The following is a 25,634-nucleotide window of genomic DNA, read 5'->3' as shown; positions in this document are numbered from 1 at the left end:
AGACCTCGCCCGCCAACGCCAGAACCGACAGCCACGACCGCGTCCGAGACGACCGCATCGACAAAAGCGGCACCGTCACCCTGCGCGTCGCTGGCCGGCTACGCCACATCGGCATCGGCCGAACCCACGCCGGAACCCACGTCAAACTCCTCATCCACGACCTCGACGTGATCGTCATCAACGCCACCACCGGAGAACTCCTACGCGAACTGACCATCAACCTCGAACGCGACTACCAACCCCGCACAAAGCAATAGCCCGAACCCACACAACGTGGGTTCGGGCTATTCCGATGTCCTGAGACATCACAGAGTGCCCCCAGTAGGATTTGAACCTACGGCCTTCTGCTCCGGAGGCAGACGCTCTATCCCCTGAGCTATGGGGGCTCAGTGCCCGTCAAGGCTAGCATCCGCGGCGGGTCCTTCTCACACCCTCGTCCGGCGCCTGCAGTGAAAACAGCAATGTCCGCGCTCTCGGTACCGAAACAGCAGAATCACCGCTGTTTCCGACGACATCTGCCGTTTTCGCGGCGGTGCCCAGCGGCCGGGCCCGGCGACCGGGTCCGGCGGTGCCCGGCAGCTGGGCCCGCCCTCGGCCCGGCGACTCAGCCGGCGATGTTTCCGAGCACGTCGGCGACCACCTGGCTCGCGTCGCCGGGTTCGATGTAGTCCTTCGACGCCACCACGATCCAGTAGTCGCCCGTGAACACCTCGGCTATCCCGACCGATCCGGTCACTGTGAAGTAGCCCATCACCTTCGGCGGCACACCGTAGGTGGGCACCACGTTGCTGTCGTCGATGGCCTTGTTCTTCAATGTCGTCAGCTGGGGCTTCGCCGGACGGGCGATCGAGACGGTCACGGTGTGCCCGGTTCCCGGATTGGTGTAGCCGCATGCGACGCCGTCGGCGTCGAGGGCTGTGAGGGCATCGGTGCCCTTCTCCGGCGTGAAGTCGTCGATCGCGGTCAGCACCGGTACGAGCTTCGTGAGCTGGTCGGCGGTCAGAACCTCGTCGCAGGCGATCTTCACCGGCGTGGGCCTCGCTGCCGGTGTCATCGTCGCCTTCGGCACAGACGATGCGGTGGCGGACGCCCGTGGTTTCGACGAGCTCGTCGTCGACGGCGAAGCATGGTCGCTCTGGCATGCGGTGAGAAGGAGCGCCGAGACCGTCAGCAGAGCGCCTGCGACGACGGCGGAGCGCCACGGGCGTCGTCGGCCGTGGCGGGAAGGGGCTGTGCGCATGGGGAACTCCGGTGGAGGAGGGGTGCGTGCGCACGAGGATAGCAAGAGACGATGTGTGCAACGGGCATCGGTCATCGGCGGCGCTCGCCCAGCCCGGTCCCGGTAGAATCGGCCGTCGTGAATCCCGATCAGCTCGCCGACCAGTTGTACGCCATCATCACGCGTGTGGTCGAGGCGCGACGTGCCGCGGAGGGCGACTCGGTGACGGACCCCTTGCTGGCGCGTACCGACATCCGACTGGAGCGACCGAAGAACCGCGATCACGGCGACTGGGCGTCCAACGCCGCCATGCGACTGGCGAAGCCGCTCGGCGCGAACCCCCGCGAACTCGCTCAGGAGATCGCGCTGGAGTCCGAGCGCCTCGATGGCGTCGCCTCCGCCGAGGTGGCGGGGCCCGGCTTCATCAACTTCCGGCTCGACGCCGCGGCCGCCGGCGCGCTCGCGAAGACGATCGTGGATGCCGGTGAGGCGTACGGCCAGAACGTCACGCAGGCCGGTGCGAGCATCAATCTCGAGTTCGTGTCGGCCAATCCCACGGGACCGCTGCACATCGGGCACACCCGCTGGGCGGCGCTCGGCGACTCGATCGCCCGCGTGCTGAAGGCATCCGGCGCCAAGCTCGCGAGTGAGTACTACATCAACGACGCAGGCAGCCAGATGGACAAATTCGGCGCCTCGGTGCTCGCGGCGGCCAAGGGGGAGCCGACGCCGGAAGGCGGCTACCCCGGCCAGTACATCGCCGATCTCGCCGCCGCCGTGCTCGAGCGCGAGCCTGGCCTGCTCGAGCTGCCCGACGACCAGGCGCTCGAGCGCGCCCGCGAGCTCGCTTACGAGCTGCAGCTGGCGGAGATTCGCCAGGCGCTGAAGGACTTCAACGTCGAGTTCGATGTCTGGTTCAGCGAGCGTGAGCTGCACGCGAAGAACGCGCAGACCGACATGAGCCTGGTCGACGACGCCCTCGAGCGGTTGCGGGCACAGGGCCACGTCTTCGAGCAGGACGACGCGGTCTGGGTGCGCACCACCGACTTCGGCGACGACAAGGACCGGGTCATCCGCCGCAGCAACGGCGTCTACACCTACTTCGCCGCGGATGCCGCGTACTACCTCAACAAGTCGGATCGCGGCTTCCAGCACAAGATCTACCTGCTCGGCGCCGATCACCACGGGTACGTGCACCGGCTGCGCGCACTCGCCGGTGCTGCCGGCGACGACCCGGATGCCGACATCGAGATTCTCATCGGCCAGCTGGTGAGCATCAACGGCGCGAAACTGTCCAAGCGCGCGGGCAACATCATCGAGCTCACCGACCTGCAGAAATGGCTCGGCACCGACGCGTTGCGCTACTCGCTGGCGCGCTCTCCCGCCGACTCGCCGCTCACGCTCGACCCCGAGTTGCTGCGCAGCCACTCGAACGACAACCCCGTGTACTACGTGCAGTACGCACACGCCCGCACCCGCTCCGTCGCGCGCAACGCGGAGGTGGCGGGTGTGACCCGCAGCGCGTTCGCGCCACAGCTGCTCACGCACGAGACCGAATCGGCGCTGCTCGGCGCGCTGCAGGAGTTCCCGCGCATCGTCGCGCAGGCTGCAGAGCTCCGGGAGCCGCACCGCGTGGCGCGCTATGTCGAGGAGGTCGCCGGGCTGTACCACAAGTGGTACGACAACTGCCGGGTGATCCCGTTGGGCGAGGAGCCGATCACCGACCTCCATCGCACGCGGCTGTGGCTGAACGACGCGACGGGCCAGGTCATCCGCAACGGGCTCGCGCTCGTGGGCGTCTCCGCGCCGGAGCGGATGTAGCGCGAAACGCATGCGGCGCGGCGCCCGCGACGCTGCGGAGCGGCACAAGCAACGCACTCGACGCTGCGGGGCGGCACAGGCAACGCACACGGCGCGTGCGGCTGGGTACCGCATAATGCTCAGTCCGCACGCGAACGAGGGCAGAACGGGGGATCATGGCGACGTACGAACGATCGACCGAGCCGCTGGAGGCATCCACGGAGCACACGGATACGCGGAGCCAGGATGCCTCTGCCCGCCCAGATCCTGCCCGCTCGCCTCGCCGGCGGCGCCTTCGGGTGGCGCTGTGGGTCGTCGGCGCCGTCGTGCTGGCCGTCGGCCTCTTCTTCGTCACGGACGCGATTCTGCGTCAGGTGGCGCAGGGCGTCGTGGCCTCGGAGATCCAGAAGCAGCTGCCGCCCGACGTGAAGGCGAACAACCTGAGCGTGCAGATCCGCGGCACCTCCGTGTTCGCACAGCTGTACACCGGCCGGTTCGACGAGGTGAGGCTGCACACCTCCGATCTCGAGGTGCAGGGCAGCCGCATGTCGGCGACGGTCACCGCCTACGGCGTTCCGCTCGACTTCTCGAAGCCCGTCGAGCGCATCGACGGGTCGATGAAGATCGATCAGGAGGCGGTCAACAAGCTCGTCGACCTCCCCGACGACACGACGGCCACATTCAAGGATGACGAGGTCGGTTTGCAGGGCAGTGGGCAGATCCTGGGCATCGATGTCGGGTACACGGCATCCGTCACACCGACCCTGGTCGGCACCGGCACGGTGACTCTCACGCCGCGCAACGTCACCGTCACGGCCGGCGGGGGTGCGCTCGACGTGACCCGTTTCGCCAAGGACCTGCTGCCGTCGACCATCTCGATCTGCGTCGCCCAGTATCTCCCCGAGGGAGTGGATGCCACCGAGCTCACCATCCGCAAGGGAACGGCACGCGTCGGCGTGCGGGCCGACGACATCGTGCTCGACGCGAAAACCTTCGACACCAAGGGGTCCTGCGACTGAGCGGCGGCAGACGCGAGCGGTCGGCTGCTTCTCGTGATCCGTTTCCCACGAATGGGGCTGATGCGCCGGCCGCATCCGTCCGAAACGGGAGGGAAGACGCGTGCGGACGGGTCGCGGGCGCGTGGCGCGGGGCACAATGTGACGCGCCCGTTTTCCGGGCCACGGCCGGTGCTCGTTAGACTTCTTCGGCGCGCGAATGCGCAACACGTCTCTCGGCTTCAGGGGCCAATCCGGGTCCGCTCGCCAGCTCAGCCCACTCAGTTCGAGGTGACTCACGATCGTGCCCGACAACCCGCTTTCCCCTGCCTGGCTGCGCGTTCCCGACGATGCGAACGCCTTCGCCGAGGGGGTGTGGCCGCCGAGCCTGGCGCGCGACGCCGACGGAGTGGCCGAGATCGCCGGAGTGCGCGTCGACGCGCTCGCGGAGCAGTACGGCACGCCGCTGTATGTGCTCGATGAGGCATACGTCCGCGAGCGGGCCGAGCGCATTCGATCGGCCTTCACCGAGGCGTTCGAGCGCATCGGCAGCAGCGCGGAGGTCTACTACGCCGGCAAAGCGTTCCTCACTATCGACATGGCGCGCTGGATGACCGAGGCCGGGCTGCGCATCGACGTCGCCAGCGGCGGTGAGCTCGCGGTCGCGCTCGCGGCCGGAGTGGACGCGTCGCGGCTCGGTCTGCATGGCAACAACAAATCGACCGGCGAGCTCGACGCCGCGGTCTCCGCGGGAGTCGGCACCATCGTGATCGACTCCGAACAGGAGATCGGCCGCGTCGCGGCCGCTGCGTCGGTGCACGGCCGGGTGCAGCGGGTGCGGTTGCGCGTACGCACGGGCGTGCACGCCGACACGCACCACTTTCTGGCCACCGCGCACGAAGACCAGAAGTTCGGTGTCGCACTCGACGACGCGGAGCGACTCGCCGCGGTAATCCGCGCGCAGCACTCGCTGGAGTTCGTCGGACTGCACGCCCACATCGGCTCGCAGATCTTCGGACCCGAGGGCTTCGCGGAGTCCGCCGCACGCCTCGTCGCGCTGCACGCGCGGCTCCTGACTGGCGGGCCGGTCCCCGAACTGAACCTCGGCGGCGGCTTCGGCATCGCCTACACCGGCGCCGACGCGCCGGACACCATCGAGGAGCTCGCGCAGCGCATCGCGCAGATCGTGGCAGCGGAGTGCGAGCGGGCGCTCATCCCGGTTCCGGTCGTGGCGTTCGAGCCGGGACGCGCCGTCGTCGGACCGGCGGGCATCACGCTCTACAGCGTCGGAACGACGAAGCCCGTGACGCTGGATGCCGACGGCGTGGGCTCGTCGCGCCTCTACGTCAGCGTCGACGGCGGCATGAGCGACAACGCTCGACCGGCACTCTATGGGGCGGACTATTCGGCACGGGTGGTGGGCCGGACATCCACCGCCGAACCGGTGCTCGTGCGCGTGGCCGGAAAGCATTGCGAGTCGGGCGACATCGTCGTCGACGCCGAGTATCTCCCCGCGGATGTCGCCCCGGGCGACCTGCTCGCGGTGGCGGCGACTGGCGCGTATTGCTGGTCGCTGTCGAGCAACTACAACTACCTGCCGCGGCCCGCCGTGGTCGCGGTACGGGACGGCGACTCTCGCGTGATCGTGCGCGGCGAGACCATCGACGACCTGCTGGCGCGTGACCTCGGTGCCCGGCACGCTGCTACCACAGCGGAGCCCAACGGACGCGACGAGGATGCGCCGGGACCGTTGGCGCGCGCGGAACGCGAGCACGAACATCCCACGGCGACGGAGGGCGAGCGATGATCGAGTACCGCACGCTGAAGGTCGCGCTGCTCGGTGCCGGCTCCGTCGGCTCCCAGGTGGCCAAGCTGCTGATCGATCACGCGGATGAGCTCGCGGCGCGTGTGGGCGCCGGGCTCGAGCTGATCGGCATCGCGGTGCGCGACCCGGATGCTCCGCGTCGCGCCGATCTGCCGCGCGAGCTGTTCACGACGGACGCGCACTCGCTGATTCTGAGCGCGGACATCGTCATCGAGCTGATGGGCGGCATCGATCCGGCCCGCGAGCAGGTGCTGCTGGCGCTCACCTCGGGCGCAGATGTCGTCACGGGAAACAAGGCGCTGCTCGCCGAGCACGGACCGGAGCTGTTCGCCGCCGCGGAACAGGTCGGCGCGCAGTTGTACTACGAGGCCGCCGTGGCCGGCGCCATCCCGATCATCCGGCCCTTGCACGACAGCCTCGCGGGCGACCGCGTGCAGCGCATCCTCGGCATCGTCAACGGGACCACGAACTTCATCCTCGACCGCATGGACGTCGCCGGCGACAGCCTCGAATCGGCACTCGAGGTCGCCACCGAGCTCGGTTACGCCGAGCGCAGCGACCCGTCGGCCGACGTGGAGGGCTTCGATGCGGCGGCGAAGGCCGCGATCCTGGCCGGGCTCGCGTTCCACACCACAGTGCCGCTGTCCGCCGTGCACCGCGAGGGCATCACCGACATCACCAAGGAGCAGGTGGACGCGGCTCGCGCCGCCGGCTATGTGATCAAGCTGCTCGCGATCTGCGAGCGCGTCACCGACGGCGAAGGACGCGAGGGCGTCTCGGCGCGCGTGTATCCCGCGCTCGTGCCGCGCGAGCATCCTCTGGCCGCCGTACGCGGCGTGCACAACGCCGTGTTCGTGCAGGCCGCCGCCGCGGGGGATCTGATGTTCTACGGCGCGGGCGCCGGCGGGCTGCAGACGGCGTCGGCAGTGCTGGGCGACGTCGTCTCGGCAGCGCGACGCCACGTCGTCGGCGGACCGGGCGTGGCCGAGTCCACGCACGCCGACCTGCCCGTGCTCGACGTGGGCGCCGTGCGCACCCGCTACCAGATCACGTTGCGGGTGACCGACGTGCCCGGCGTGCTCTCGCGCATCGCCGCCGTGTTCGCCGCGCATCACGTCTCGGTCGAGACGCTCACCCAGACGGTGGCTCGTGTCGACGAGGCGATGCCGTCCGAGAGCGGTGAGGAGGCGGCATCCGGCACGGCTACGCTGGTGATCGGAACGCATACGGCGTTCGAGTCCGCTCTGGCGGCGACGGTCGACGCCCTTCGCGACAGCGATGAGGTCGTGACCGTGACCTCTGTTCTACGAGTTGAAGGAGCCTGAACGTGGCGCATCAATGGCAGGGCGTTCTGCGCGAATACGCCGATCGTCTCGACGTGACGGAGGCGACGCCGATCGTCACGCTGGGCGAGGGCGGCACGCCGCTGATCCCCGCCGCTGCTCTGTCCCGTCGTACGGGAGCGGATGTCTACGTCAAGTTCGAGGGAATGAACCCGACGGGCTCGTTCAAGGACCGCGGCATGACGATGGCGATCTCGAAGGCGGTCGAGCACGGCGCGAAGGCCGTGATCTGCGCCTCCACCGGCAATACGTCGGCGTCGGCGGCCGCGTACGCCGCGCACGCAGGCATCCAGGCCGTCGTGCTGGTGCCCGAGGGCAAGATCGCGATGGGCAAGCTGAGCCAGGCCATCGCTCACAACGGTCACCTCCTGCAGGTGCAGGGCAACTTCGACGACTGCCTCGACATCGCCCGCGACCTCGCCGCGAACTATCCGGTGCACCTGGTGAACTCGGTGAACAATGACCGCATCGAGGGTCAGAAGACCGCGGCCTTCGAGGTGGTCGAGGTGCTCGGCGACGCTCCCGATTTCCATTTCATCCCGGTCGGCAACGCGGGCAACTACACGGCCTACACGCGCGGATACACCGAGGAGGCGGAGCGCTCCGTGACCACGAAGCTGCCCCGCATGTTCGGGTTCCAGGCCGCGGGCAGCGCGCCGATCGTCCTCGGACACCCGGTGAAAGACCCCGACACCGTCGCCAGCGCCATCCGCATCGGCAACCCGGCGTCGTGGGAACTGGCACTCCAGGCTCGCGATGCGACGAACGGCTACTTCGGTGCGATCGACGACGAGCGCATCCTCGCCGCACAACGCATCCTCTCCGCCGAGGTCGGCATCTTCGTGGAGCCGGCCAGCGCGATCAGTGTCGCCGGCCTTCTCGAGCAGGCAGAGGCGGGAACCGTCCCCGCCGGCTCGCGCGTCGTGCTGACCGTCACCGGTCACGGCCTGAAGGATCCGCAGTGGGCGCTGCGCATCCCCGGCGGCGGCGAGGTGCAGCCGACCGTCGTCCCGGTCGATACGGCACAGATCGCCGACGTGCTGGGCCTGAGCGCCGCGACGGATTCCTCGGGCGCGGCGTGAGCACGGCATCCGTTGCCGGTGCGTCGCACACCGGTGTCGCCGCGGGAGCCTCACCGGTTCCTCCCGGGCGCACGGTGCGTGTGAAGGTCCCGGCGACCTCAGCCAACCTGGGGCCGGGATTCGACACCCTCGGCCTCGCCCTCGCGCACTACGACGAGTTGACGGTGACCGCGGTGGCCGAGCCCGGCGCTTTCGTGGAAGTGCACGGGGTCGGCGAAGGCGAGGTACCGACCGACGAGACGAACCTCGTGGTGCGGTCCATCGCGCACGCCTTCGAGTCCGCCGGCGTCCCGTTGCCGGGCCTGCGGCTCGTCGCGAACAACGTGATCCCGCACGGGCGCGGGCTGGGATCGTCCGGTGCGGCCATCGTCTCCGGTGTCATGGCGGCCAAGGGCCTGCTCGACGGCATCGTGGATTTCGACGCCGAACGCCTCCTCGCGCTCGCCACCGACCTCGAGGGACACCCGGACAATGTGGCTCCGGCGCTCTTCGGCGGGTTGACGATCGCCTGGATGTCCAACCGCAGTCCGCTGCACAAGAAGCTGATGGTGCACCGCGGCGTCTCACCCCTGGTGTTCGTTCCCGAGCACGTGATGTCGACGGCGTTGGCGCGCAGTCTGCAGCCGGAGTCGGTTCCGCACGAGGACGCGGTCTTCAACGTGTCTCGTTCTTCGCTGCTGGTCGCCGCCCTGGTGCAGAGCCCGGAGCTTCTGCTGGCCGCCACCGAAGACAAGCTGCACCAGAACTACCGCGCCGGCGCCATGCCCGAGACGAACCGGCTCATCACCGAGCTCCGCGGCGCCGGGTTCCCGGCCGTCGTCTCCGGAGCCGGCCCCTCGATCCTGGTGCTGTGCAGCGATCCTGCGCAGCGCCTGGCTGCCGCGCAGCTCGTCGCCGATCGCGCCGAGTCCCGCTGGCAGCCGCTCATGCTGGCCGTCGACTTCCTCGGTGCGACGGTGCACCGAGTGGATGCCGACGCCTCCTGACACCGCTTCCGCCCGGCGCGTGCATGGCCGGGTTGGTACCTCGGGGGTGGTAGACTGGGCGGCAGCCGCCAGACAACGCGTAGTGAACGCGATGGGCGGCGATCGGGTGAAATTCTTGTAACTCACTGCTGTCGTTCCCGTCCGAACCCCGCGCAGCGATCCCCGACGCACGCGGTCGAAACACGATCGAGCGGAAATCTCACGACACGCACTCCGAGTGAGGCGCCTCTATGCCTGCCGGAGGAAAGGAATCCTTTTCAGTGACCGATGTCAATCTCCACGCCGAGGGCGTGGACCCCACTGTCGAACTGTCGTCTCTGCGCGTGCCGCAGCTGCAGTCGCTGGCGGCGAGTCTCGGCATCCCCGGTGCGGCCAAGCTGCGCAAGGGTGAGCTGGTGGCGGCCATCGAGGCCGCGCGCGAGGCGCAGCCGTCTGCCAACGGTGCTGCGGAGCAGAACGCCCCGGCACCGCAGACGGCCTCCGAGCCGAAGCAGGCGAGCACCGAGCAGGTGAGCGCCGTGCGGACCAGCACCGAGCAGGCGCGCACAGAGCCGGCCAGCAGCACAGAGCAGACCACCGAGCAGGCGAGCACAGAGCTGGCCAGCACCGAGCAGGCGACCACTCCGGCGGCGACGTTGCAGCCGGAGCAGTCTCACGCCGTCGAGCAGCAGTCCGACCTGAGCCCGGCGCAGGCCGAGGCAGCTCTGCAGGCCGCCCTCGACCTGCAGACCCCGCCTGCCCGCACCCGCCGTGGCTCGCGCCGCGCGACCAGCGCCGATGGCGGACGCACCGTGTCGGCGTCGACCCACGTGAATTCCGCGGAGGCGGGTGTGCCTGCCATGCTCGACATTCCGTCCTCGAACGGTGAGGCGGCCAGCACCGAGTCCTCGAACGACCAGGCGCAGGGCGGCTCGGCGCAGAGCGACCGCACGCGTGGCGGCCAGAACCGTGGTGAGCAGAACCGCGGCGAGCAGAACCGTGGCGAGCAGAACCGTGGCGAGCAGAACCGTGGCGAGCAGAACCGTGGCGAGAAGAACCGCGGCGAGCAGGGCTCCCAGGGCACATCGTCCGCCGAGGAACGCGGCAACGGCCAGGATGCCGGTGCCGGGCAGGCCTCCCACGGTGACGCAGGCCAGGACGTGGCGAACGGTGAGCGGCCCGCCGGCGAGGGTCAGGCATCCGACGGTCAGGCATCCGACGGTCAGGCATCCGACGATCAGTCCTCCGGCGACGAGCAGCGCGAGCAGCAGCCGCGCCAGGGGCGCCGCAACCGCGGTCGCAACAAGAACCGGCGCGACAACGCGCAGGGCGATCAGCAGGGCGAGTCCGGCGAGCAGCAGGACGGCCAGAACCAGAACCAGAACCAGAACCAGAACCAGCAGGGCGGCCAGCAGAAGCAGAAGCAGAAGCAGGGCCAGAAGCAGCAGGGCCAGAACGGTCAGCAGGACGACGAGCGCGGCGGCCGTAACCGCTACCGCGACCGCAAGCGTCGGGGAGCAGCGGACGACGTCGAGCCCGAGATTCTCGACGACGATGTGCTGATCCCGGTCGCGGGCATTCTCGACGTGCTCGACAACTACGCGTTCGTGCGCACCAGCGGCTACCTGCCCGGCCCGAGCGATGTGTACGTCTCGCTCGGCCAGGTGAAGAAGCACAACCTGCGCAAGGGCGATGCCGTGGTCGGCGCCATCCGCCAGCCGCGCGAGGGCGAGAACACCGGCCGCCAGAAGTACAACGCGCTGGTGAAGGTGGACTCGGTCAACGGTCAGCCGAACGACGAGGCGCAGAACCGCGTCGAGTTCTCCGCGCTGACGCCGCTGTACCCGCAGGAGCGCTTGCGCCTGGAGACGGAGCCGGCGAAGCTCACGCAGCGCATCATCGACCTGGTCGCGCCGATCGGCAAGGGCCAGCGCGGCCTCATCGTCGCGCCGCCGAAGGCCGGCAAGACCATCGTGATGCAGCAGATCGCGAACGCGATCACGACGAACAATCCCGAGGTGCACCTCATGGTCGTGCTCGTGGACGAGCGACCTGAAGAGGTCACCGACATGCAGCGCACGGTGAAGGGCGAGGTCATCGCCTCCACCTTCGACCGTCCGGCCGAGGACCACACCACGGTCGCCGAGCTCGCCATCGAGCGTGCGAAGCGCCTGGTCGAGCTGGGCCATGACGTGGTCGTGCTGCTCGACTCCATCACCCGCCTGAGCCGTGCCTACAACCTGGCGGCACCGGCGTCCGGTCGCATCCTCTCCGGTGGTGTCGACGCCTCTGCGCTCTACCCGCCGAAGCGGTTCTTCGGCGCCGCACGCAACATCGAGCACGGCGGGTCGCTGACCATACTGGCCACGGCGCTCATCGAGACCGGATCCAAGATGGACGAGGTCATCTTCGAGGAGTTCAAGGGCACCGGCAACTCGGAGCTGCGCCTCTCGCGTCAGCTCGCTGACAAGCGCATCTTCCCGGCCGTTGACGTGAACGCGTCGGGTACGCGCCGTGAAGAGATGCTGATGAGCTCCGACGAAGTGAAGATCACCTGGAAGCTTCGCCGCGCGCTCGCCGGTCTCGACCCGCAGCAGGCGCTCGAGGTCGTGCTCGGCAAGCTCAAGGAGACCAGTTCGAACGTGGAGTTCCTCGTACAGATGCAGAAGTCGATCCCGGCGCCCACCGGCGGCCACGGCGTCGCGCACTCGCACGCGCACGAGAACGACCACCGCTAGCTGATCCACGGATGCCCGTCCGAACCGTCGCGACCCTCTGAGGCGCGGCGGGCCGGGGCGGGCATCCTGTGGTTAACATCGTCAGCCGCCACCATCATCCGGGAAGTACGAAGTGTTCGACTCCATCCAGTCACTGCTCGACGAGCACGAGGAGCTGCAGCAGCAGCTGGCCGATCCGGCGCTGCACGCCGACGCGGCGCGCGCCAAGAAGGTGAACCGGCGTTACGCGGAGCTGAGTCAGATCAAGGCGGCGCACGAGTCCTGGCTCTCGCTGGGCGACGATCTGGATGCCGCGCGAGAGCTGGCCGGCGAGGACGACGCTTTCGCCCAGGAGATTCCCGCGCTGCAGGAGGCGCACGAGGCGGCGCAGGAGAAGCTGCGGCGTCTGCTCATTCCGCGCGATCCCGACGACGGCCGCGACGTGATCATGGAGATCAAGGCCGGGGCCGGGGGAGCGGAGTCGGCCTTGTTCGCCGCCGACCTGCTGCGCATGTACCTGCACTACGCGGAGTCGCACGGCTTCAAGACCGAGATCCTCGAGCACGACGACACCGACCTCGGCGGGTACACGAACGTGCAGGTGGCCATCAAGGGCCGCTCGGCCGATCCCGCCGACGGCCCGTGGGCGCACCTGAAGTACGAGGGCGGGGTGCACCGCGTGCAGCGCGTGCCCGTGACCGAGTCGCAGGGGCGCATCCAGACCTCCACCGCCGGCGTTCTGGTCTTCCCCGAGGTCGACGAGCCGGAGGAGATCGACATCGCGGCGAACGACATCCGGGTGGATGTCTTCAGATCGTCGGGTCCGGGCGGCCAGTCGGTGAACACCACGGACTCCGCGGTACGCATCACGCACCTGCCGACGGGCATCGTGGTGTCGATGCAGAACGAGAAGTCGCAGATCCAGAACCGCGAGGCCGCGATGCGCGTGCTCCGCGCCCGGCTGCTGGCGAAGCAGCAGGAGGAGCTGGAGGCGGCGGCGTCGGATGCGCGCAGGTCGCAGATCCGCGGCATGGACCGCTCCGAGCGCATCCGCACCTACAACTTCCCGGAGAACCGCATCGCCGATCATCGCACCGGATACAAGGCCTACAACCTCGATCAGGTGATGAACGGCGCGCTCGACCCGGTGATCGAATCGGCCGTGCACGCCGACGAAGAGGCACAGCTCGCCGCGCTCGGCGAGGACTGAGACGACGGATGCCCGGGGCCGGCACGAAAGCCGCACCCCACGTTTCGAGAGGACACTGGTCGCGTGAGTCTGTGGGATGAATCCGCTTCGGCGCTGTTGTCTGCCACTGCATCGGCCGAGCCGACGCCCGGCGGGGGCTCGATCGCCGCGATCAGCGGGGCCCTGGGTACCGGGCTCGTGCAGATGGCCATCGCGATCACCGGCGACGAGGCACTGCAGGAGCAGGCAGAGCGCCTCTGCGTGCTTCGCGACGACATCGCCGCTGCAGCCGATGGCGACGTGCACGACTTCGGTGCTCTGATGGCGGCGTATCGACTCCCGCGCGGTGATGACGCCGAGCGCGAAGCACGATCGCGGGCCGTCGAGGCTGCGACCATCGCCGCCGCCGAACGCCCGCTGGCGCTGGTGGAGTCGTTGCGGGACGTGCTCACGTTGGCGCGTGAGCTCGAAGACCGGGTCAAGCCGGGCATCCGCAGCGATGTGCTCGCCGGCGAGGACCTCGTGACCGGCGCGGCGAGAGCGGCCGTGCGCACCGCCGACATCAACATCGACGCCCTTCTGCGGCGCTCGTCGCCGGCGGCGGAGGAATTGCGCGCGCGCAGGGACGCGCTCGTCGTCGGACTGGGAGAGACGCTGTGAGCGCGGAGATCCTCGACCCGTCGCCTGTCGCGGCGGCGTACCGCGAGCAGGTGCGCGGTGACGTCGCACGTCTGACCGCCGATCTCGGCAGGCGCCCGCGCATCCTCGGCATCCTCGGGCAGAGCGACGGTCCGGCCGCGACGTACGCCCGATATGCGCGCAAGGGATGCGAAGCCGTCGGGATCGAGCTCGATGTGCATCCGACACCGGCGGACCGCGTCGAAGCCGAGATCGCTGAGGCGAACATCGACCCCGATGTGGACGGCGTCTTCCTGTATTACCCGCTGATGGACCGCGCCTCAGACCGCTGGTTGCGGGAGCTCGTGGATCCGCGCAAGGACGTGGAGGGACTGCACTCCTTCTGGAGCCGGCTCCTGTACGAGAACCACCGGTTCGTCGACGACGCGGGCACCACCCGAGCGATCCTGCCGTGCACGCCCCTCGCCATCCTCAAACTGCTGCAGCACGCCGGCATGCGCGGCACCGACGCGGCCGCGCCGCTCGCCGGCGTGACGGCGTGCATCGTTAACCGCAGCGACCTCGTCGGGCGACCGTTGGCGGCCATGCTCGCCAACGACGGTGCCGTCGTGCACTCGCTCGACGTCGACGGCGCCGTCACGTTCGAGCCGGCCATCGGACGCCGCGCGCACGACATCCGTGAATCGGGTCCCGATCGCACGGAAGCGCTCGCCGGGGCCGACGTGGTGATCTCCGCGGTGCCGTCGAGGAGCTTCGAGCTGATTCGGGGGGACGAGATCCGGCCCGGCGCGATCTGCGTCGACGTCGCCGAGTACACGAACTTCGACGAATCGGTGAAAGAGGTGGCCAGTGTGTTCGTGCCGCGGGTCGGCCCGCTGACGATCGCGATGGCCATGCGCAACCTCACGAGGCTCGCCGCGATGCGCACGCGCTGACGCCGCAGGATTCCCACCGCGTCGTTCGCGCGAACTGGGCTGTCGTCCCCAGGAAGGGGAGCGCCGAGAAGACACTTGCACCCGACGAAATACATCCGTATTCTTATCATCGTGAATACGGGCGTATTTGGACGCGAGGCGGCCATGGAACGAAGCGACTCTGCGATGCGAGCACGCAACATGGAACCGGCTTCCGCTGCGAACCGTGCCATATGGCGCATCCGGCTGCGCTGGCTCGCCGCGATCGGATTCGCGCTCATCCCGGTCGTTTTCACCGCAGCAGCGTCGGCCGTCGCGCAGATCACGCACCAGAGCGAGGCGGGCGCGGCGCTCACCGTCGCGATCGGCGCCGGCGTATCCGCCCTCGTCGGCCTGCTCGTCATGCGGATGTCGTCTCCCGCGCTGACGCAGTACGGCTTCCGCGCTCCGCGCCGTGCCGCTGCCGTCTGGTGGTTCGTGCCGCTGCCCGTCACGATCGGCATCGTGCTCGTCAGCGCGGGGGTCCATGTCGGCTGGCAGACCGCGCTCGCCTATCTCGTTCTGACGGTCGCCGTCGCGTTCGACGAGGAGATCTGGTTCCGCGGCATCGTGCTCGCGGTGTTGCGCAGCGGCGGCACTCGGGTCGCGATCGTCGGAAGCTCGGTGATGTTCGGCGTGCTCCACCTAGCGAACCTCGCCGGGGGTGAGGACCCGTCCTCCGCGATACTGCAACTGCTGTTCGCTGTGGTCTTCGGCGTCGTCGCTGCCGAACTCGTCGTGATCACCGCAAGCCTGTGGCCGGTGATCGTCTGGCACGCGCTCTGGGACTTCACGAACTACGTGGGCGGCAACGCCACGACCGGCGCCACGCTCGCCGGAGTGGGCATCGCGTGTGCCGTCATGATCGCGTATGCGATCGTGCTGTGGCGGCGAACGTCGCCCACGCCCGCCTGACGAACGTCGACGTGTGTGCCTGCCCCGCCCTCCAGACGGTGAGCCCTAGCCTGAGAGGCGTGGACTTGACGGCACGGCAACGCGAGCTCGCCGACGCCGCATTGCGGATCATCGGCCGCGAAGGCCTGCAGGCGGCGTCGTTCCGCGCCGTCGCGACCGAAGCGGGCTGGTCGCTCGGCGCGGTGCAGAAGGCGTTCCCCTCGAAGGACCGTATGCTCGCGGCCGCGTTCGCCCGTCTGCGCGAGAGCGAGGCGCCGCTGCCGCCGGGGGAGCCGGGACGGCCCACCCTGCGCGAGTGGCTCGTGGCGCTGCTGATCGGCATCCTTCCGCTCGACGAGGCGCGCATCGCCAGTCAGCGCCGCGGTGACGCCTTCGGGCAGCACGCGTTGACGAACGCGGCCGTGGCGGCCGCGATCGCCGAGAGCGACGATCAGGTCCGCGGCCTCCTGGCGTCCCTGGTGGCACGCGCTCGTGCGGAGGGAGAGGTTCCCGAGCACGTCGACCCCGCGACGACCGCCTGGGCAGTGCTCGCGCTCGCACAGGGCGTGGCGGCGCAACTCCTCTACCGGCCCGAGCCCGAGACGTCTGTGCGTGAACGGCTCGATCGCGCTGTCGCAGCACTGCTGAGCTGACGGTCTGTACTGGGCTGAGCGCCTTGCACCGGGCGCCGCTTCAGATGTAGATGCCGGGGTCGAGCCATGTCTCGTCGGAGGTGGTCTGCGTGAGGTGGTGCGGGGCATCCTGTGCACGAGGGCGCGCGGGGATGCCCACCAGCACCGAGTCCGCCGGCGCCGACTTCACGACGACCGCGTTCGCGCCCACCACCGACCGCGCCCCGACGACGATGTCGCCGAGCACCTGCGCTCCGGCCCCCACCACGACCCCGTCGCCCAGCGTGGGATGCCGCTTGCCGCGTCCCCGCGACTTTCCGCCCAGCGTCACGCCGTGGTACAGCATGACGTCGTCGCCGACGACGGCGGTCTCACCGATCACGACGCCCATGCCGTGATCGATGAAGAAGCGTCGGCCGATGCGCGCGCCGGGGTGGATCTCGATCCCGGTGAGAAAGCGCGCGAACTGCGACAGCAGCCGCGCCGGTGTCTTCAGGCCGGGGGAGACCCACCACCGGTGCGCGATGCGGTGCAGCCAGATCGCATGCAGCCCGGAGTAAGACAGCGCGATCTCGACATCGCCGCGCGCGGCAGGATCGTGCCGCCGGGCGCCGGCGATGTCTTCGCGCATTCGCGAGAGAACGCTCATCGTGGCGGTGTCGTCAGTCCTGCAGATCCTCGTACAGCACGGTCGACACGTAGCGCTCGCCGAAGTCCGGCAGCACGACCACGATGGTCTTGCCCGCGTTCTCGGGCCGCTTCGCGACCTGCACGGCGGCGTGCACGGCCGCGCCCGACGAGATGCCACCCAGGATGCCCTCTTCCGCCGCGAGCCGGCGCGCCATGGTGAGTGCGGCATCCGCGTTCACGTCCACGACCTCGTCATACACCGAGGTGTCGAGCACCTCGGGCACGAAGTTCGCGCCCAGCCCCTGGATCTTGTGCGGGCCGGGCTGCCCACCGTTCAGGATGGGCGACTCCTCGGGCTCGACGGCGATGACGCGCACCTCGGGATTCTGCTCCTTGAGGTACGAGCCCGCGCCGGTGATGGTGCCGCCGGTTCCGATTCCGGCGACCAGGATGTCGACGGACCCCGCGGTGTCCTCCCAGATCTCCGGGCCTGTCGTCGCGTGGTGGATGCCGGGGTTGGCGGGGTTCGCGAACTGCTGGGCCCAGATGGCGTTGTCGGTGTTCGCCACGATGTCCTGTGCCATGGCGACCGCGCCGCTCATGCCCTCCGAGCCGGGGATGAGCCGCACCTCGGCGCCGAACGCCCGCATCAGCACTCGGCGCTCCTTGCTCGCCGTGTCGGGCATCACGATGATCAGCTTGTAGCCCCGGGCGGCGGCGGTGAACGCGAGCGCGATACCCGTGTTGCCACTGGTGCTCTCCACGATGGTGCCACCGGGTTTCAGCGCACCGGCCTCTTCCGCAGCGTCGACGATCGCGACCCCGATGCGGTCCTTGACGCTCGCGGCGGGGTTGTAGAACTCGAGCTTGGCGGCGACAGTCGCCTCTGCCCCGTCGGTCACGCGATTGAGTCGCACGAGCGGGGTCTTGCCGACCACCTCGGTGATGTCGGAGTGCACGGTGCCTGACATGGGCTGCCTTTCGTCGTGACGGCGGTGAATCTTCACAGCGCTACGCCGCCTCGGATCGTGCGGCGCGGCACGTGACGAGCCTATTCTTGACGCTCGGCCCCGATCGCGAATGTGACGACCCTCGCATGGCACAGATCGTGGCGCGAAAGGATGCCTCCGCCATGACCGCTGAGCCCGACTCCTCCGTGCGTTCGCTGCTGAACGAGGTCGCGGAGCAGCTGACGGCTGCGGGCATTCCTCACCCGCAGGTCGATGCAGAACTGCTGCTCGGCCACATTCTGGATGCCTCGCGCGGCCGCGTGCAGGCGATGGCGGTCATGGGGTCCTCCGTGACGCGGGCACAGGCATCCGAGCTGCGTTCTCTGGCCGCGCGGCGTGCTGCTCGCGAACCGCTGCAGCATCTCACCGGACGCGCTCCGTTCCGGGCGATGAACCTGCTGGTCGGGCCCGGTGTCTTCGTCCCACGGCCGGAGACGGAACTGCTGGCGCAGCTCGCGATCGATGCCTTGGTCGCCGCGGCCGATCCCGCGCCGATCGCGGTCGATCTCGGCACCGGCAGCGGAGCCATCGCGCTGGCGATGGCCACCGAGGTGCCGCACGCCCGCGTGTTCGCCGTGGAGCGCTCGCCGCAGGCGTACGCGTGGGCGAAGCGGAACCTCCAGGAGCAGCGGGCGGCGAACCTGCAGCTGGTGGGCGGCGACCTCGCCGACGCGTTCGGCGAGCTGGACGGGCGGGTCTCCGTCGTCGCCTCGAACCCGCCGTACGTGCCCGACGACGCGATCCCGCGTGATCCGGAGGTGCGCCTCTTCGACCCCGAGGAGGCGCTGTACGGCGGCGAGGACGGGCTCGACGTCGTGCGCGTGCTCTCGCGTCGTGCCCGGGCGCTGCTGCACCCCGGCGGCCTGCTGGCGATCGAGCACGGCGAGCTGCAGGGGGAGGCGGTGCGCAGCATCCTGGATGCCGATGGCTGGCACGCCTCCGCCACTCACCGCGACCTCACCCTGCGCGACCGCGTGACGACGGCGCTGCGCTGAGCGGACGCCTACGCGCTCTTCGTGGCGTTCTTCTCCGCGCGCTCCCGAGCGGCCTTCAGCGCCTCTCGCTCGCGCTTGCGCGCCTCCCGCAGCGCCTTCTCGGCCTCGCGACGAGCCTTCGCGGCTTCTCTGACGCGCTTGTCGGAGCCGTAGAGCGTGGCGTCCTCCGCGACGCGCGTCGCGCTGTCGGGAACGCCGTCCCGTTGCAGCGAGCTCGCCTCGCCCCTCTCGTCGATGTAGCGGGCGATGCCGTCGAGCACGCGTTCCAGGCCGAACGCGAAGTCGTCGAACTCGTCATCGGTGTAGGCGCCGGAGGCGATCACCGGTGCGAGATCGGGAAAGCCATCGGAGGTGACCAGCTGGCCGAGGGCAGCGGCGAAGCGCTGGCCGTTGACCTCGTCGGCCCTCGCTCCGGAACTCGCGATGTCTGCCTGCACGCTGCCGACGGCACGCGCGTATGAGCCGACCAACAGAACGCACGCCATCTTCTCCTGGTCACTCAGCGGAGCGGGACGGAGTGCCCGCAGCGCGGCGTCGATGAGCCGCATCACGTTCGGCGTGAGGGGTGTGCCGCTGATCGGGATCCGGCTGTACCAGGGGTGCGCGCGCAGGGAGGCGAGACTGGCGAGCGTCCATTGCCTCAGTCCCGTTCGCCAGTCGTCCTCGGGCGGTTCGGGCAGTTCGATGTCGGCGACGGCGTCCTGCATCAGAAGCAGCAGGTCGTCCTTGCTCGTCACGTACCGGTAGAGCGACATCGTCGTGAAACCGAGCGCGGAGGCGACACGGGCCATCGACACGGCGCCGAGCCCCTCGGCATCCGCGAGCTTCATCGCGGTTTCAACGATGCGCTCGATGCTGAGCTCGCGTTTCGGACCCCGCTGCGGTCGCTCGGCCACGCCCCAGGCGAGAGCGACGGCGTGCGGCAGCGACAGGTCGGCGGATGCTTCGGTGTCGGACATCGCGCTCCTCACGCTCGGGACGGACCGGGTGCGGCCAGTTTATGGCGTACACCCGGCCCGCCCGCGGCGTCACCCCTTCACCCGACGGGCGAACACCAGAGCGGATCCCACCGCTCCCACCGCCAGGATGCCCGCGAGCCAGGCCAGCGCCACCCACAACGTGGCGCCCGGCGCTGCGCCGTCCAACAGTGCGCGCAGAGTCTCGATGATCGGCGTGTACGGCTGGTGGTCCGCGAAGCCGTGCAACCAGCCCGGCATCGTGTCGACGGCCACGAACCCGCTGGAGATGTAGGGCAGAAAGAGGAACACGAAATTGATCGAGCCCGCGGCGTCCACGCTCAGGAGCAGGCCGCCGAGCACGCTGAGCCAGGTGAACGCGAGAATGATCAGCACCGCGAAGAGCCCCGCGTCGATCCACCCCGACAGGCCCGCGGCGGGACGGAAGCCGAGCAGGAGCGCCACGACCACCACGGGCACGCACGCAGCGAGGTTGCGCAGCAGACTCGCCACGACATGGCCGTGCAACACGGCCGAGCCGAGCACGGGGAGCGTCTTGAACCGGTTGACGGTGCCCGTGGCGACGTCTTGCGCCACGCCGATCGCGGTGGCTGCTGCACCGAATCCGAGGCACAGCACGAGGGTTCCGGGTACCACGTAGTTCACATAGTCGCCGTCGGAGGAGATTGCGCCCCCGAAGATCACGACGAAGACGAGCATGATCGAGACAGGAATGGCGAATGCCGTCACGAGGGCGTCCACGCTGCGGAGCGAGCGTCGCAGTTCCCGTCCCGACATCGCGATGATGTCCGAGCCGGCACTCCACCGGCTCTGATGGCGAACTTCGACCCCACGCGAGGTCATCGTGATGGTGCTCATGCCGCCTTCTCCTTCTCTTCGTGGGTCTTCTCTTCGTGGGTTGCGCGTTTTTCGCCGGCCGTGGGCTGTTCGTGCGAGCCTGCAGCGTCGTCCGATCTCTCCTGTGCAGACGGCCGTCCGGTGAGGGTGAGGAATACGTCGTCGAGCGTCGGACCCGCGATCGCGATGTCGCTCACTCGGATTCCGGCCTTCGCCGTCTCGGCGAGGAGCGCGCGGATGTCCTCCACGGCATCCGACGTCGGCATGCGTACCGACAGGGTCGCCTCGTCGGTCTCGACCTGAGCACCGTCGGCGCAGTGCCGCAACGCGAGCTCGGCCGCCCGGAGAACGTCGTGGCGCTCGCCGAACGAGAACACGATGTGGTCGCCGCTCACCTGCGCCTTGAGCTGGTCGGGCGTTCCGGTGGCCACGATCCGTCCGTCGTCGATGAGTCCCACGCGATCGGCGAGGCGCTCGGCCTCGTCGAGGTACTGCGTCGTGAGGAGGATGGTCGTGCCGGTGTGGGCGAGCTCCTCGACGAGCGACCAGAGCTGGGCACGGCTTCGGGGGTCCAGCCCTGTGGTGGGCTCGTCGAGGAACAGCACGGGCGGCATCGCGATGAGGCTGACGGCGAGGTCGAGCCGACGTCGCATCCCTCCGGAGTATCCGGCCACCCGCTTGTTCGCCGCTCCGCTCAGGTCGAACGCCTGGAGCAGCTCGGCCACGCGAGTGCGCCGAGCGGATGCCTGCAGGTGGTTCAGCCGTGCCATCATCGCGAGGTTCTCTGCCCCGGTCTGGAACTCGTCGACCGAGGCGTACTGCCCGGTGAGTGCGAACATCCGTCTCGCCTGCGCGGGCCGCGCGAGCACGTCGACGCCGCCGATGCGCACCTCGCCGGCGTCGGGCCGGACGAGCGTGGAAAGGATGTTCACGGTCGTCGTCTTGCCGGCACCGTTCGGCCCCAGCAGCGCGTAGATCTCGCATCGCGCCACCGTGAAGTCCACACCATCGAGCACAGCGTGGTTCCCGTAGCCCTTCCGCAGCCCTGCTACGTCGATGGCAGGCCCCGTTCGGTTCGTCGCGGTCATTTCGTCGTCCTTCCGATCGACTAACTGTCTATGTCGTACTCAGAGTGTATAACACACACAGTGTGCGAGATAAACAGTTCTATCGGATGCCCGTGGCCGGGCCTGCTTCGTCGGCGTCGCTGTCCGGGCGTCACAGGGAGGTCGTGATCGGCATCGCTAGAATCGAGCGGTCATGACCACATTCTTCGATTGCTCCGACGACGACTCTCTCGCCGAGGGCACCAGGTACGCACGCGCCGCCATCGAGAACGGCGACCTCATCGTCCTCCCCACCGACACGGTCTACGGCATCGGTGCCGACGCGTTCAGCGCCGACGCCGTGGCGCGGCTGTTGGAGGCGAAGGGCCGAGGGCGTCAGTCGCCGCCGCCCGTCCTCATTCCGGCGCTGACGACGCTCGACGCGCTCGCCGAGACCGTCCCGCAGGAGGCTCGTGACCTGGCGGGCGCGTTCTGGCCAGGCGGTCTGACCATCGTGCTCCCGGCGCAGCCCTCGCTGTCGTGGGATCTCGGCGAGACGCAGGGCACCGTCGCACTGCGCATGCCGAACAATCCGATCGCGCTGGCGCTGCTGCGTTCGACGGGGCCGCTCGCGGTCTCGAGCGCCAACAAGACGGGCATGAAGGCCGCGACGACGGCGCAGCAGGCCGAGGAGATGCTCGGCGACAGCATCGACGCCTACCTCGACGGGGGCGAGGTGGGCGTGGACTACGCGCGCGAGGGCCTCACCGAGACGTCGTCCACCATCGTGGATGCCACCGCCCTCGTCTCGGGTGCCGGCAAGCTGCGCATTCTGCGCCACGGCGTCATCTCCGACGAGCAGCTGCGCGAGGTCGTCGGCGACGCACTCGAGGACGAGTCCGCAGGGGACACGCAGACGACATGACCCTTCTTCTGGTCATCGGCCTGGTCACGGCGATCGTCACGTTCGTGCTGTCGATCGTCGTGTGGCGGGTGGCGCTGAAGTTCAAGCTGTACCCGCGCATCCGGGAACGCGATGTGCACACCACGCCCACGCCGCGGCTCGGCGGCGTCGCCATGTTCCTCGGCATCATCGTCGCGTTCGGCGTCGCCTATCTGTTCTCCCAAATCTTTCCCGACTTCGGAGGCCCGCTGCTCGCCGTCGTGTTCTCCGAGCCGACGCCGGTGTTCGCGATCCTCGGCGCGGCACTGCTCATCGTGGTCATCGGCGTCGCCGACGACCTCTGGGACCTCGACTGGATGACCAAGCTCGCCGGGCAGTTCGTCGCGGCCGGCCTGGTGGCCTGGCTGGGCGTGCAGATCTACTCGCTTCCGCTCGGCGGGGGAGTGACGGTGGGGTCGCCTTGGATGAGTGTCGCCATGACCGTGTTCGCGATCGTGCTCGTGATGAACGCGATCAACTTCATCGACGGGCTCGACGGCCTGGTCGCGGGGGTGGCCCTCATCGCCAACGGGGCATTCTTCCTCTACAGCTACCTCATCACGGTGAAGACGAACCCCTACAACTACTTCAGCCTCGCGTCGGTGCTCGCGATCATCCTGGTCGGCGCCTGCGCGGGTTTCCTGCCGCTGAACTGGCACCCTGCTCGCATGTTCATGGGCGACACGGGAGCGCTGCTCGTCGGCCTGCTCATGGCCTCCTCGGCCATCGCCGTCACGGGTCAGATCGACCCGATCTCGCTGCAGCAGGGCGGCGCGCACACCCTGCTTCCCGCCTTCATCCCGATCATCCTGCCGTTCGCGGTACTGATCGTTCCCCTGCTCGATTTCGGCCTCGCCGTGTTCCGGCGCGTCCGCGCAGGAAAGTCTCCGTTCAGCGCCGACCGCAAGCATCTTCATCACCGACTGCTCGACATGGGGCACACGCATCTGCAAGCCGTGCTCATCTTCTACGCCTGGACCGCGGTCGTCTCGATCGGATGCCTGCTCTTCTTCTTCCAGCCCGTCTGGCCGGCGATCGTGTTCCTCTGCGTCGGACTCGTCGCGTGCGCCGCCTTCACGCTCGCTCCGCTGAGCAGACGCCGTGGCGCGGCGGCCGTGCCGGGGGCCATCGTCGTCGCGACCGGAACGCCGGCAGCGCCCTTGACCGACGATGCGGGGCGAGCGCGGGCAAGCCGCAGCCAGGCCACCCAGAACCCGCAGCCCACCCAGAACCCGCAGCCCACCCAGAACCCTCAGACCACCCAGACCGACGAGACCCACCAGAACGAGAGAACGCCGTGACCGATCAGCAACCAGACCGGCCCGAGACGGAGTCGACCGCATCCCGTCCCGTCCCCGCGGACGAAGCGAGAGCGCCCCAGCAGTCGAGCGGCCCCAGTTCCAATCTCGTCCTCAAGTCCGCTCTCCTGTGGGGCGGTCTGCTCGCGCTGGCCATCGCGGTGGTCGCAAGCGTCGTCGGCGGCCTGGTCGCCGGAGGTGTCGGCGTCGTGAGCGCTCTCATCGGCACAGCGATGGCCGTGGTCTATCTCGGGATCACGGCCGCGAGCATCCTGCTGGCGAATCGATTCACCGCCAGTGACCTTTTCGTCGGCATCTTCTTCGGGATCGTGCTCGGTGCCTGGCTGGTGAAGTTCGTGCTCTTCATCGTCGTGGCGATCCTGCTGAAGGGTCAGCCCTGGGTCAATCCGCAGGTGATGTTCCTCACCATGATCGTGGGCGTGATCGGCTCGCTCGTGGTCGACGTGGTCGTCGTGCTGCGATCCCGGATGCCCTACGCCAGCGACACGCGCCTGCCGGGCGGACGCTGAATCCGGCTCGGCCCGGCGACATCGGCCACGAGTGTTCCGAGCAGTCTTCGACATACCGTAGAATCGATTTCGACGGTTTGTAGAACCCACGGTCTCGGGTCGTGATCTCCCGCGTGATGCGAGCGCCGAGCGGTTCATATCAATTCGTTACAAGGCAGAATCTCCGGTACAGTTGACTGAAGATTCCCCCATCTTGTCCCGCGAGCAATCGCGCCGGGCGCGATGCCTTGGTAATTGTTCATCGTCGCTTTGAGCCTCGCTCGACGCCTTCGAATCCGGAGATAGCGCTGTTAGCTAACGCTGTGAACCTGCTGGTCCCCGCCGCCGATGGTGACGGCACCTTCCACGGGCCGACGATCGACGAATTCTTCCCGCCGGTGCTTTTCTTCGAGGGCACCCCCTTCGAGATCAACCGCATCATGCTGGTCCGTTTCGTCGCGGTCATCGTGCTTCTGGTCCTATTCTGGATCGGTACCCGCAAGATGCGCGTCGTTCCCGGTCGCTTCCAGTCTCTGGTGGAGATGGGCCTGGACTTCGTGCGAGTGAATCTCGCGTTCGATCTTCTCGGCAAGAAAGACGGCCGACGCTTCCTGCCCCTGCTGACCACCATCTTCTTCATGGTGCTGTTCATGAACCTGACGGGCGTCGTCCCGTTCTTGAACGTCGCCGGTACTTCGGTGGTCGGGACACCGATGTTGCTCGCGGCCGTCGCATACGTGGCGTTCATCTACGCGGGCGTCAAGAAGCATCCGGCAGGGTTCTTCCGCAACGCGCTGTTCCCGGCGGGCGTTCCGTGGCCGTTCTACGTGCTGATCACGCCGATCGAGTTCTTCTCGACGTTCGTCTTGCGGCCCGTCACCCTGGTGCTCCGACTCACGTTCAACATGATCTCGGGCCACCTCCTGCTCTCACTGTTCTTCGGCGCGACGACGTTCTTCTTCTTCACCGCGCCCGGGTTCTTCAAGCTCCTCGGCGTGGGAACGCTGGCGTTCGGCTTCGTCTTCACTCTCTTCGAGGTGCTGGTCGCGGCACTGCAGGCCTACATCTTCGCCATCCTCACCACCGTCTACATCCAGCTCGCGCTGGCTGAAGAGCACTAAACAGCTACAAGCGAA

23 protein-coding genes, 1 tRNA gene and 1 pseudogene are annotated in these 25,634 nt (G+C 68.6%); 18 read left to right on the top strand and 7 right to left on the bottom strand.

Features of this window, described 5'->3' with window-relative positions:
- Positions 1-257, top strand: a pseudogene (locus tag H623_RS21985) (IS481 family transposase); the annotation flags it as partial.
- Between the two features lie 56 nt (positions 258-313).
- On the opposite strand, the gene H623_RS0115585 reads toward H623_RS21985, so the two are convergent.
- Positions 314-386 (bottom strand) — tRNA-Arg (locus H623_RS0115585).
- 218 nt (positions 387-604) lie between these two features.
- Positions 605-1,054, bottom strand: coding sequence for an iron ABC transporter ATP-binding protein (locus H623_RS20460; RefSeq protein ID WP_169514931.1), 450 nt, complete (start codon positions 1,052-1,054; stop codon positions 605-607).
- A gap of 303 nt (positions 1,055-1,357) precedes the next feature.
- Between H623_RS20460 and argS the strand changes: the two genes are divergently transcribed.
- The 12 genes from argS to H623_RS21245 all read left to right on the top strand — a co-directional run bounded on the left by argS (position 1,358) and on the right by H623_RS21245 (position 16,274).
- On the top strand, positions 1,358-3,040 hold the full coding sequence (gene argS / locus H623_RS0115575) for an arginine--tRNA ligase (RefSeq protein ID WP_022901857.1): 1,683 nt from the start codon (positions 1,358-1,360) through the stop codon (positions 3,038-3,040).
- A 155-nt stretch (positions 3,041-3,195) separates the two neighbouring features.
- Complete coding sequence (locus tag H623_RS20455) at positions 3,196-4,038, top strand: LmeA family phospholipid-binding protein (RefSeq protein WP_022901856.1); 843 nt, start codon at positions 3,196-3,198, stop codon at positions 4,036-4,038.
- A gap of 280 nt (positions 4,039-4,318) precedes the next feature.
- Positions 4,319-5,821, top strand: a complete 1,503-nt coding sequence (lysA, locus tag H623_RS20450) for a diaminopimelate decarboxylase (protein ID WP_022901855.1) — start codon at positions 4,319-4,321, stop codon at positions 5,819-5,821.
- Complete coding sequence (locus H623_RS0115560) at positions 5,818-7,164, top strand: homoserine dehydrogenase (protein WP_022901854.1); 1,347 nt, start codon at positions 5,818-5,820, stop codon at positions 7,162-7,164. Before lysA ends, H623_RS0115560 begins: the two co-directional genes overlap by 4 nt.
- A gap of 2 nt (positions 7,165-7,166) precedes the next feature.
- Positions 7,167-8,264, top strand: coding sequence for a threonine synthase (gene thrC / locus H623_RS0115555; RefSeq protein ID WP_022901853.1), 1,098 nt, complete (start codon positions 7,167-7,169; stop codon positions 8,262-8,264).
- Positions 8,265-8,338: 74 nt separating this feature from the next.
- On the top strand, positions 8,339-9,250 hold the full coding sequence (thrB, locus tag H623_RS0115550; protein ID WP_026940432.1) for a homoserine kinase: 912 nt from the start codon (positions 8,339-8,341) through the stop codon (positions 9,248-9,250).
- A gap of 260 nt (positions 9,251-9,510) precedes the next feature.
- A complete protein-coding gene (gene rho / locus H623_RS0115545) occupies positions 9,511-11,967 on the top strand; it encodes a transcription termination factor Rho (protein WP_022901851.1) in 2,457 nt (818 codons plus the stop codon).
- 112 nt (positions 11,968-12,079) lie between these two features.
- Positions 12,080-13,156 carry a peptide chain release factor 1 gene (prfA, locus tag H623_RS0115540; RefSeq protein WP_022901850.1) on the top strand — a complete coding sequence of 359 codons (1,077 nt, stop codon included), beginning with the start codon at positions 12,080-12,082 and terminating at the stop codon, positions 13,154-13,156.
- Positions 13,157-13,219: 63 nt separating this feature from the next.
- Positions 13,220-13,795, top strand: a complete 576-nt coding sequence (locus H623_RS20445; protein WP_022901849.1) for a cyclodeaminase/cyclohydrolase family protein — start codon at positions 13,220-13,222, stop codon at positions 13,793-13,795.
- Entirely contained in the window at positions 13,792-14,709 is a 918-nt protein-coding gene (locus H623_RS20440) for a bifunctional methylenetetrahydrofolate dehydrogenase/methenyltetrahydrofolate cyclohydrolase (RefSeq protein WP_022901848.1), read from the top strand. Before H623_RS20445 ends, H623_RS20440 begins: the two co-directional genes overlap by 4 nt.
- 165 nt (positions 14,710-14,874) lie before the next feature.
- Positions 14,875-15,642, top strand: coding sequence for a CPBP family intramembrane glutamic endopeptidase (locus tag H623_RS21250; RefSeq protein ID WP_022901847.1), 768 nt, complete (start codon positions 14,875-14,877; stop codon positions 15,640-15,642).
- Positions 15,643-15,701: 59 nt separating this feature from the next.
- A complete protein-coding gene (locus H623_RS21245; protein WP_169514930.1) occupies positions 15,702-16,274 on the top strand; it encodes a TetR/AcrR family transcriptional regulator in 573 nt (190 codons plus the stop codon).
- Positions 16,275-16,314: 40 nt separating this feature from the next.
- On the opposite strand, the gene epsC is transcribed toward H623_RS21245, so the two are convergent.
- Complete coding sequence (gene epsC, locus H623_RS0115515; RefSeq protein ID WP_022901845.1) at positions 16,315-16,902, bottom strand: serine O-acetyltransferase EpsC; 588 nt, start codon at positions 16,900-16,902, stop codon at positions 16,315-16,317.
- Between the two features lie 13 nt (positions 16,903-16,915).
- Entirely contained in the window at positions 16,916-17,854 is a 939-nt protein-coding gene (gene cysK, locus H623_RS0115510; RefSeq protein ID WP_022901844.1) for a cysteine synthase A, read from the bottom strand.
- A gap of 161 nt (positions 17,855-18,015) precedes the next feature.
- Here cysK and prmC point away from each other — a divergent pair, with 161 nt between their 5' ends.
- Entirely contained in the window at positions 18,016-18,888 is an 873-nt protein-coding gene (prmC, locus tag H623_RS0115505; protein ID WP_026940431.1) for a peptide chain release factor N(5)-glutamine methyltransferase, read from the top strand.
- 8 nt (positions 18,889-18,896) lie between these two features.
- Here prmC and H623_RS0115500 read toward each other — a convergent pair whose 3' ends face one another.
- The 3 genes from H623_RS0115500 to H623_RS20425 all read right to left on the bottom strand — a co-directional run bounded on the left by H623_RS0115500 (position 18,897) and on the right by H623_RS20425 (position 21,790).
- Positions 18,897-19,847, bottom strand: coding sequence for a TetR/AcrR family transcriptional regulator C-terminal domain-containing protein (locus tag H623_RS0115500; RefSeq protein WP_022901842.1), 951 nt, complete (start codon positions 19,845-19,847; stop codon positions 18,897-18,899).
- A 69-nt stretch (positions 19,848-19,916) separates the two neighbouring features.
- Positions 19,917-20,723, bottom strand: a complete 807-nt coding sequence (locus H623_RS0115495) for an ABC transporter permease (protein ID WP_022901841.1) — start codon at positions 20,721-20,723, stop codon at positions 19,917-19,919.
- Positions 20,720-21,790, bottom strand: coding sequence for an ATP-binding cassette domain-containing protein (locus H623_RS20425; RefSeq protein WP_022901840.1), 1,071 nt, complete (start codon positions 21,788-21,790; stop codon positions 20,720-20,722). Before H623_RS20425 ends, H623_RS0115495 begins: the two co-directional genes overlap by 4 nt.
- Positions 21,791-21,962: 172 nt before the next feature.
- On the opposite strand from H623_RS20425, the gene H623_RS0115485 reads away from it, so the two are divergent.
- The 4 genes from H623_RS0115485 (at position 21,963) to atpB (ending at position 25,619) form a co-directional block, all read left to right on the top strand.
- Positions 21,963-22,673, top strand: coding sequence for an L-threonylcarbamoyladenylate synthase (locus tag H623_RS0115485; RefSeq protein ID WP_022901839.1), 711 nt, complete (start codon positions 21,963-21,965; stop codon positions 22,671-22,673).
- Positions 22,670-23,992: an MraY family glycosyltransferase gene (locus H623_RS20420; protein ID WP_022901838.1), complete on the top strand. Its 1,323-nt coding sequence runs from the start codon at positions 22,670-22,672 to the stop codon at positions 23,990-23,992. The genes H623_RS0115485 and H623_RS20420 overlap by 4 nt, the downstream gene beginning before the upstream one ends.
- Positions 23,989-24,519: a Cg1360 family ATP-synthase-associated protein gene (locus H623_RS0115475; RefSeq protein ID WP_022901837.1), complete on the top strand. Its 531-nt coding sequence runs from the start codon at positions 23,989-23,991 to the stop codon at positions 24,517-24,519. The genes H623_RS20420 and H623_RS0115475 overlap by 4 nt, the downstream gene beginning before the upstream one ends.
- Positions 24,520-24,821: 302 nt before the next feature.
- Entirely contained in the window at positions 24,822-25,619 is a 798-nt protein-coding gene (gene atpB / locus H623_RS0115470; protein WP_022901836.1) for a F0F1 ATP synthase subunit A, read from the top strand.
- The last annotated feature ends 15 nt before the right edge of the window (positions 25,620-25,634 follow it).

Source organism: Humibacter albus DSM 18994 (genome assembly GCF_000421825.1).
GTDB classification, from domain to species: Bacteria; Actinomycetota; Actinomycetes; order Actinomycetales; family Microbacteriaceae; genus Humibacter; species Humibacter albus.
This window is presented reverse-complemented; position numbering and strand designations above follow the sequence as displayed.

Bases quoted from the DNA above. Each gene is read 5' to 3' on its own strand.
- H623_RS20460 (WP_169514931.1), bottom strand. From the start codon at position 1,054: ATGACACCGGCAGCGAGGCCCACGCCGGTGAAGATCGCCTGCGACGAG.
- H623_RS21250 (WP_022901847.1), top strand. From the start codon at position 14,875: ATGCGAGCACGCAACATGGAACCGGCTTCCGCTGCGAACCGTGCCATA.
- H623_RS0115485 (WP_022901839.1), top strand. From the start codon at position 21,963: ATGACCACATTCTTCGATTGCTCCGACGACGACTCTCTCGCCGAGGGC.
- H623_RS0115500 (WP_022901842.1), bottom strand. From the start codon at position 19,847: ATGTCCGACACCGAAGCATCCGCCGACCTGTCGCTGCCGCACGCCGTC.
- prmC (WP_026940431.1), top strand. From the start codon at position 18,016: ATGACCGCTGAGCCCGACTCCTCCGTGCGTTCGCTGCTGAACGAGGTC.
- H623_RS0115495 (WP_022901841.1), bottom strand. From the start codon at position 20,723: ATGAGCACCATCACGATGACCTCGCGTGGGGTCGAAGTTCGCCATCAG.
- H623_RS0115560 (WP_022901854.1), top strand. From the start codon at position 5,818: ATGATCGAGTACCGCACGCTGAAGGTCGCGCTGCTCGGTGCCGGCTCC.
- H623_RS20420 (WP_022901838.1), top strand. From the start codon at position 22,670: ATGACCCTTCTTCTGGTCATCGGCCTGGTCACGGCGATCGTCACGTTC.
- cysK (WP_022901844.1), bottom strand. From the start codon at position 17,854: ATGTCAGGCACCGTGCACTCCGACATCACCGAGGTGGTCGGCAAGACC.
- epsC (WP_022901845.1), bottom strand. From the start codon at position 16,902: ATGAGCGTTCTCTCGCGAATGCGCGAAGACATCGCCGGCGCCCGGCGG.
- H623_RS20425 (WP_022901840.1), bottom strand. From the start codon at position 21,790: ATGACCGCGACGAACCGAACGGGGCCTGCCATCGACGTAGCAGGGCTG.
- H623_RS20455 (WP_022901856.1), top strand. From the start codon at position 3,196: ATGGCGACGTACGAACGATCGACCGAGCCGCTGGAGGCATCCACGGAG.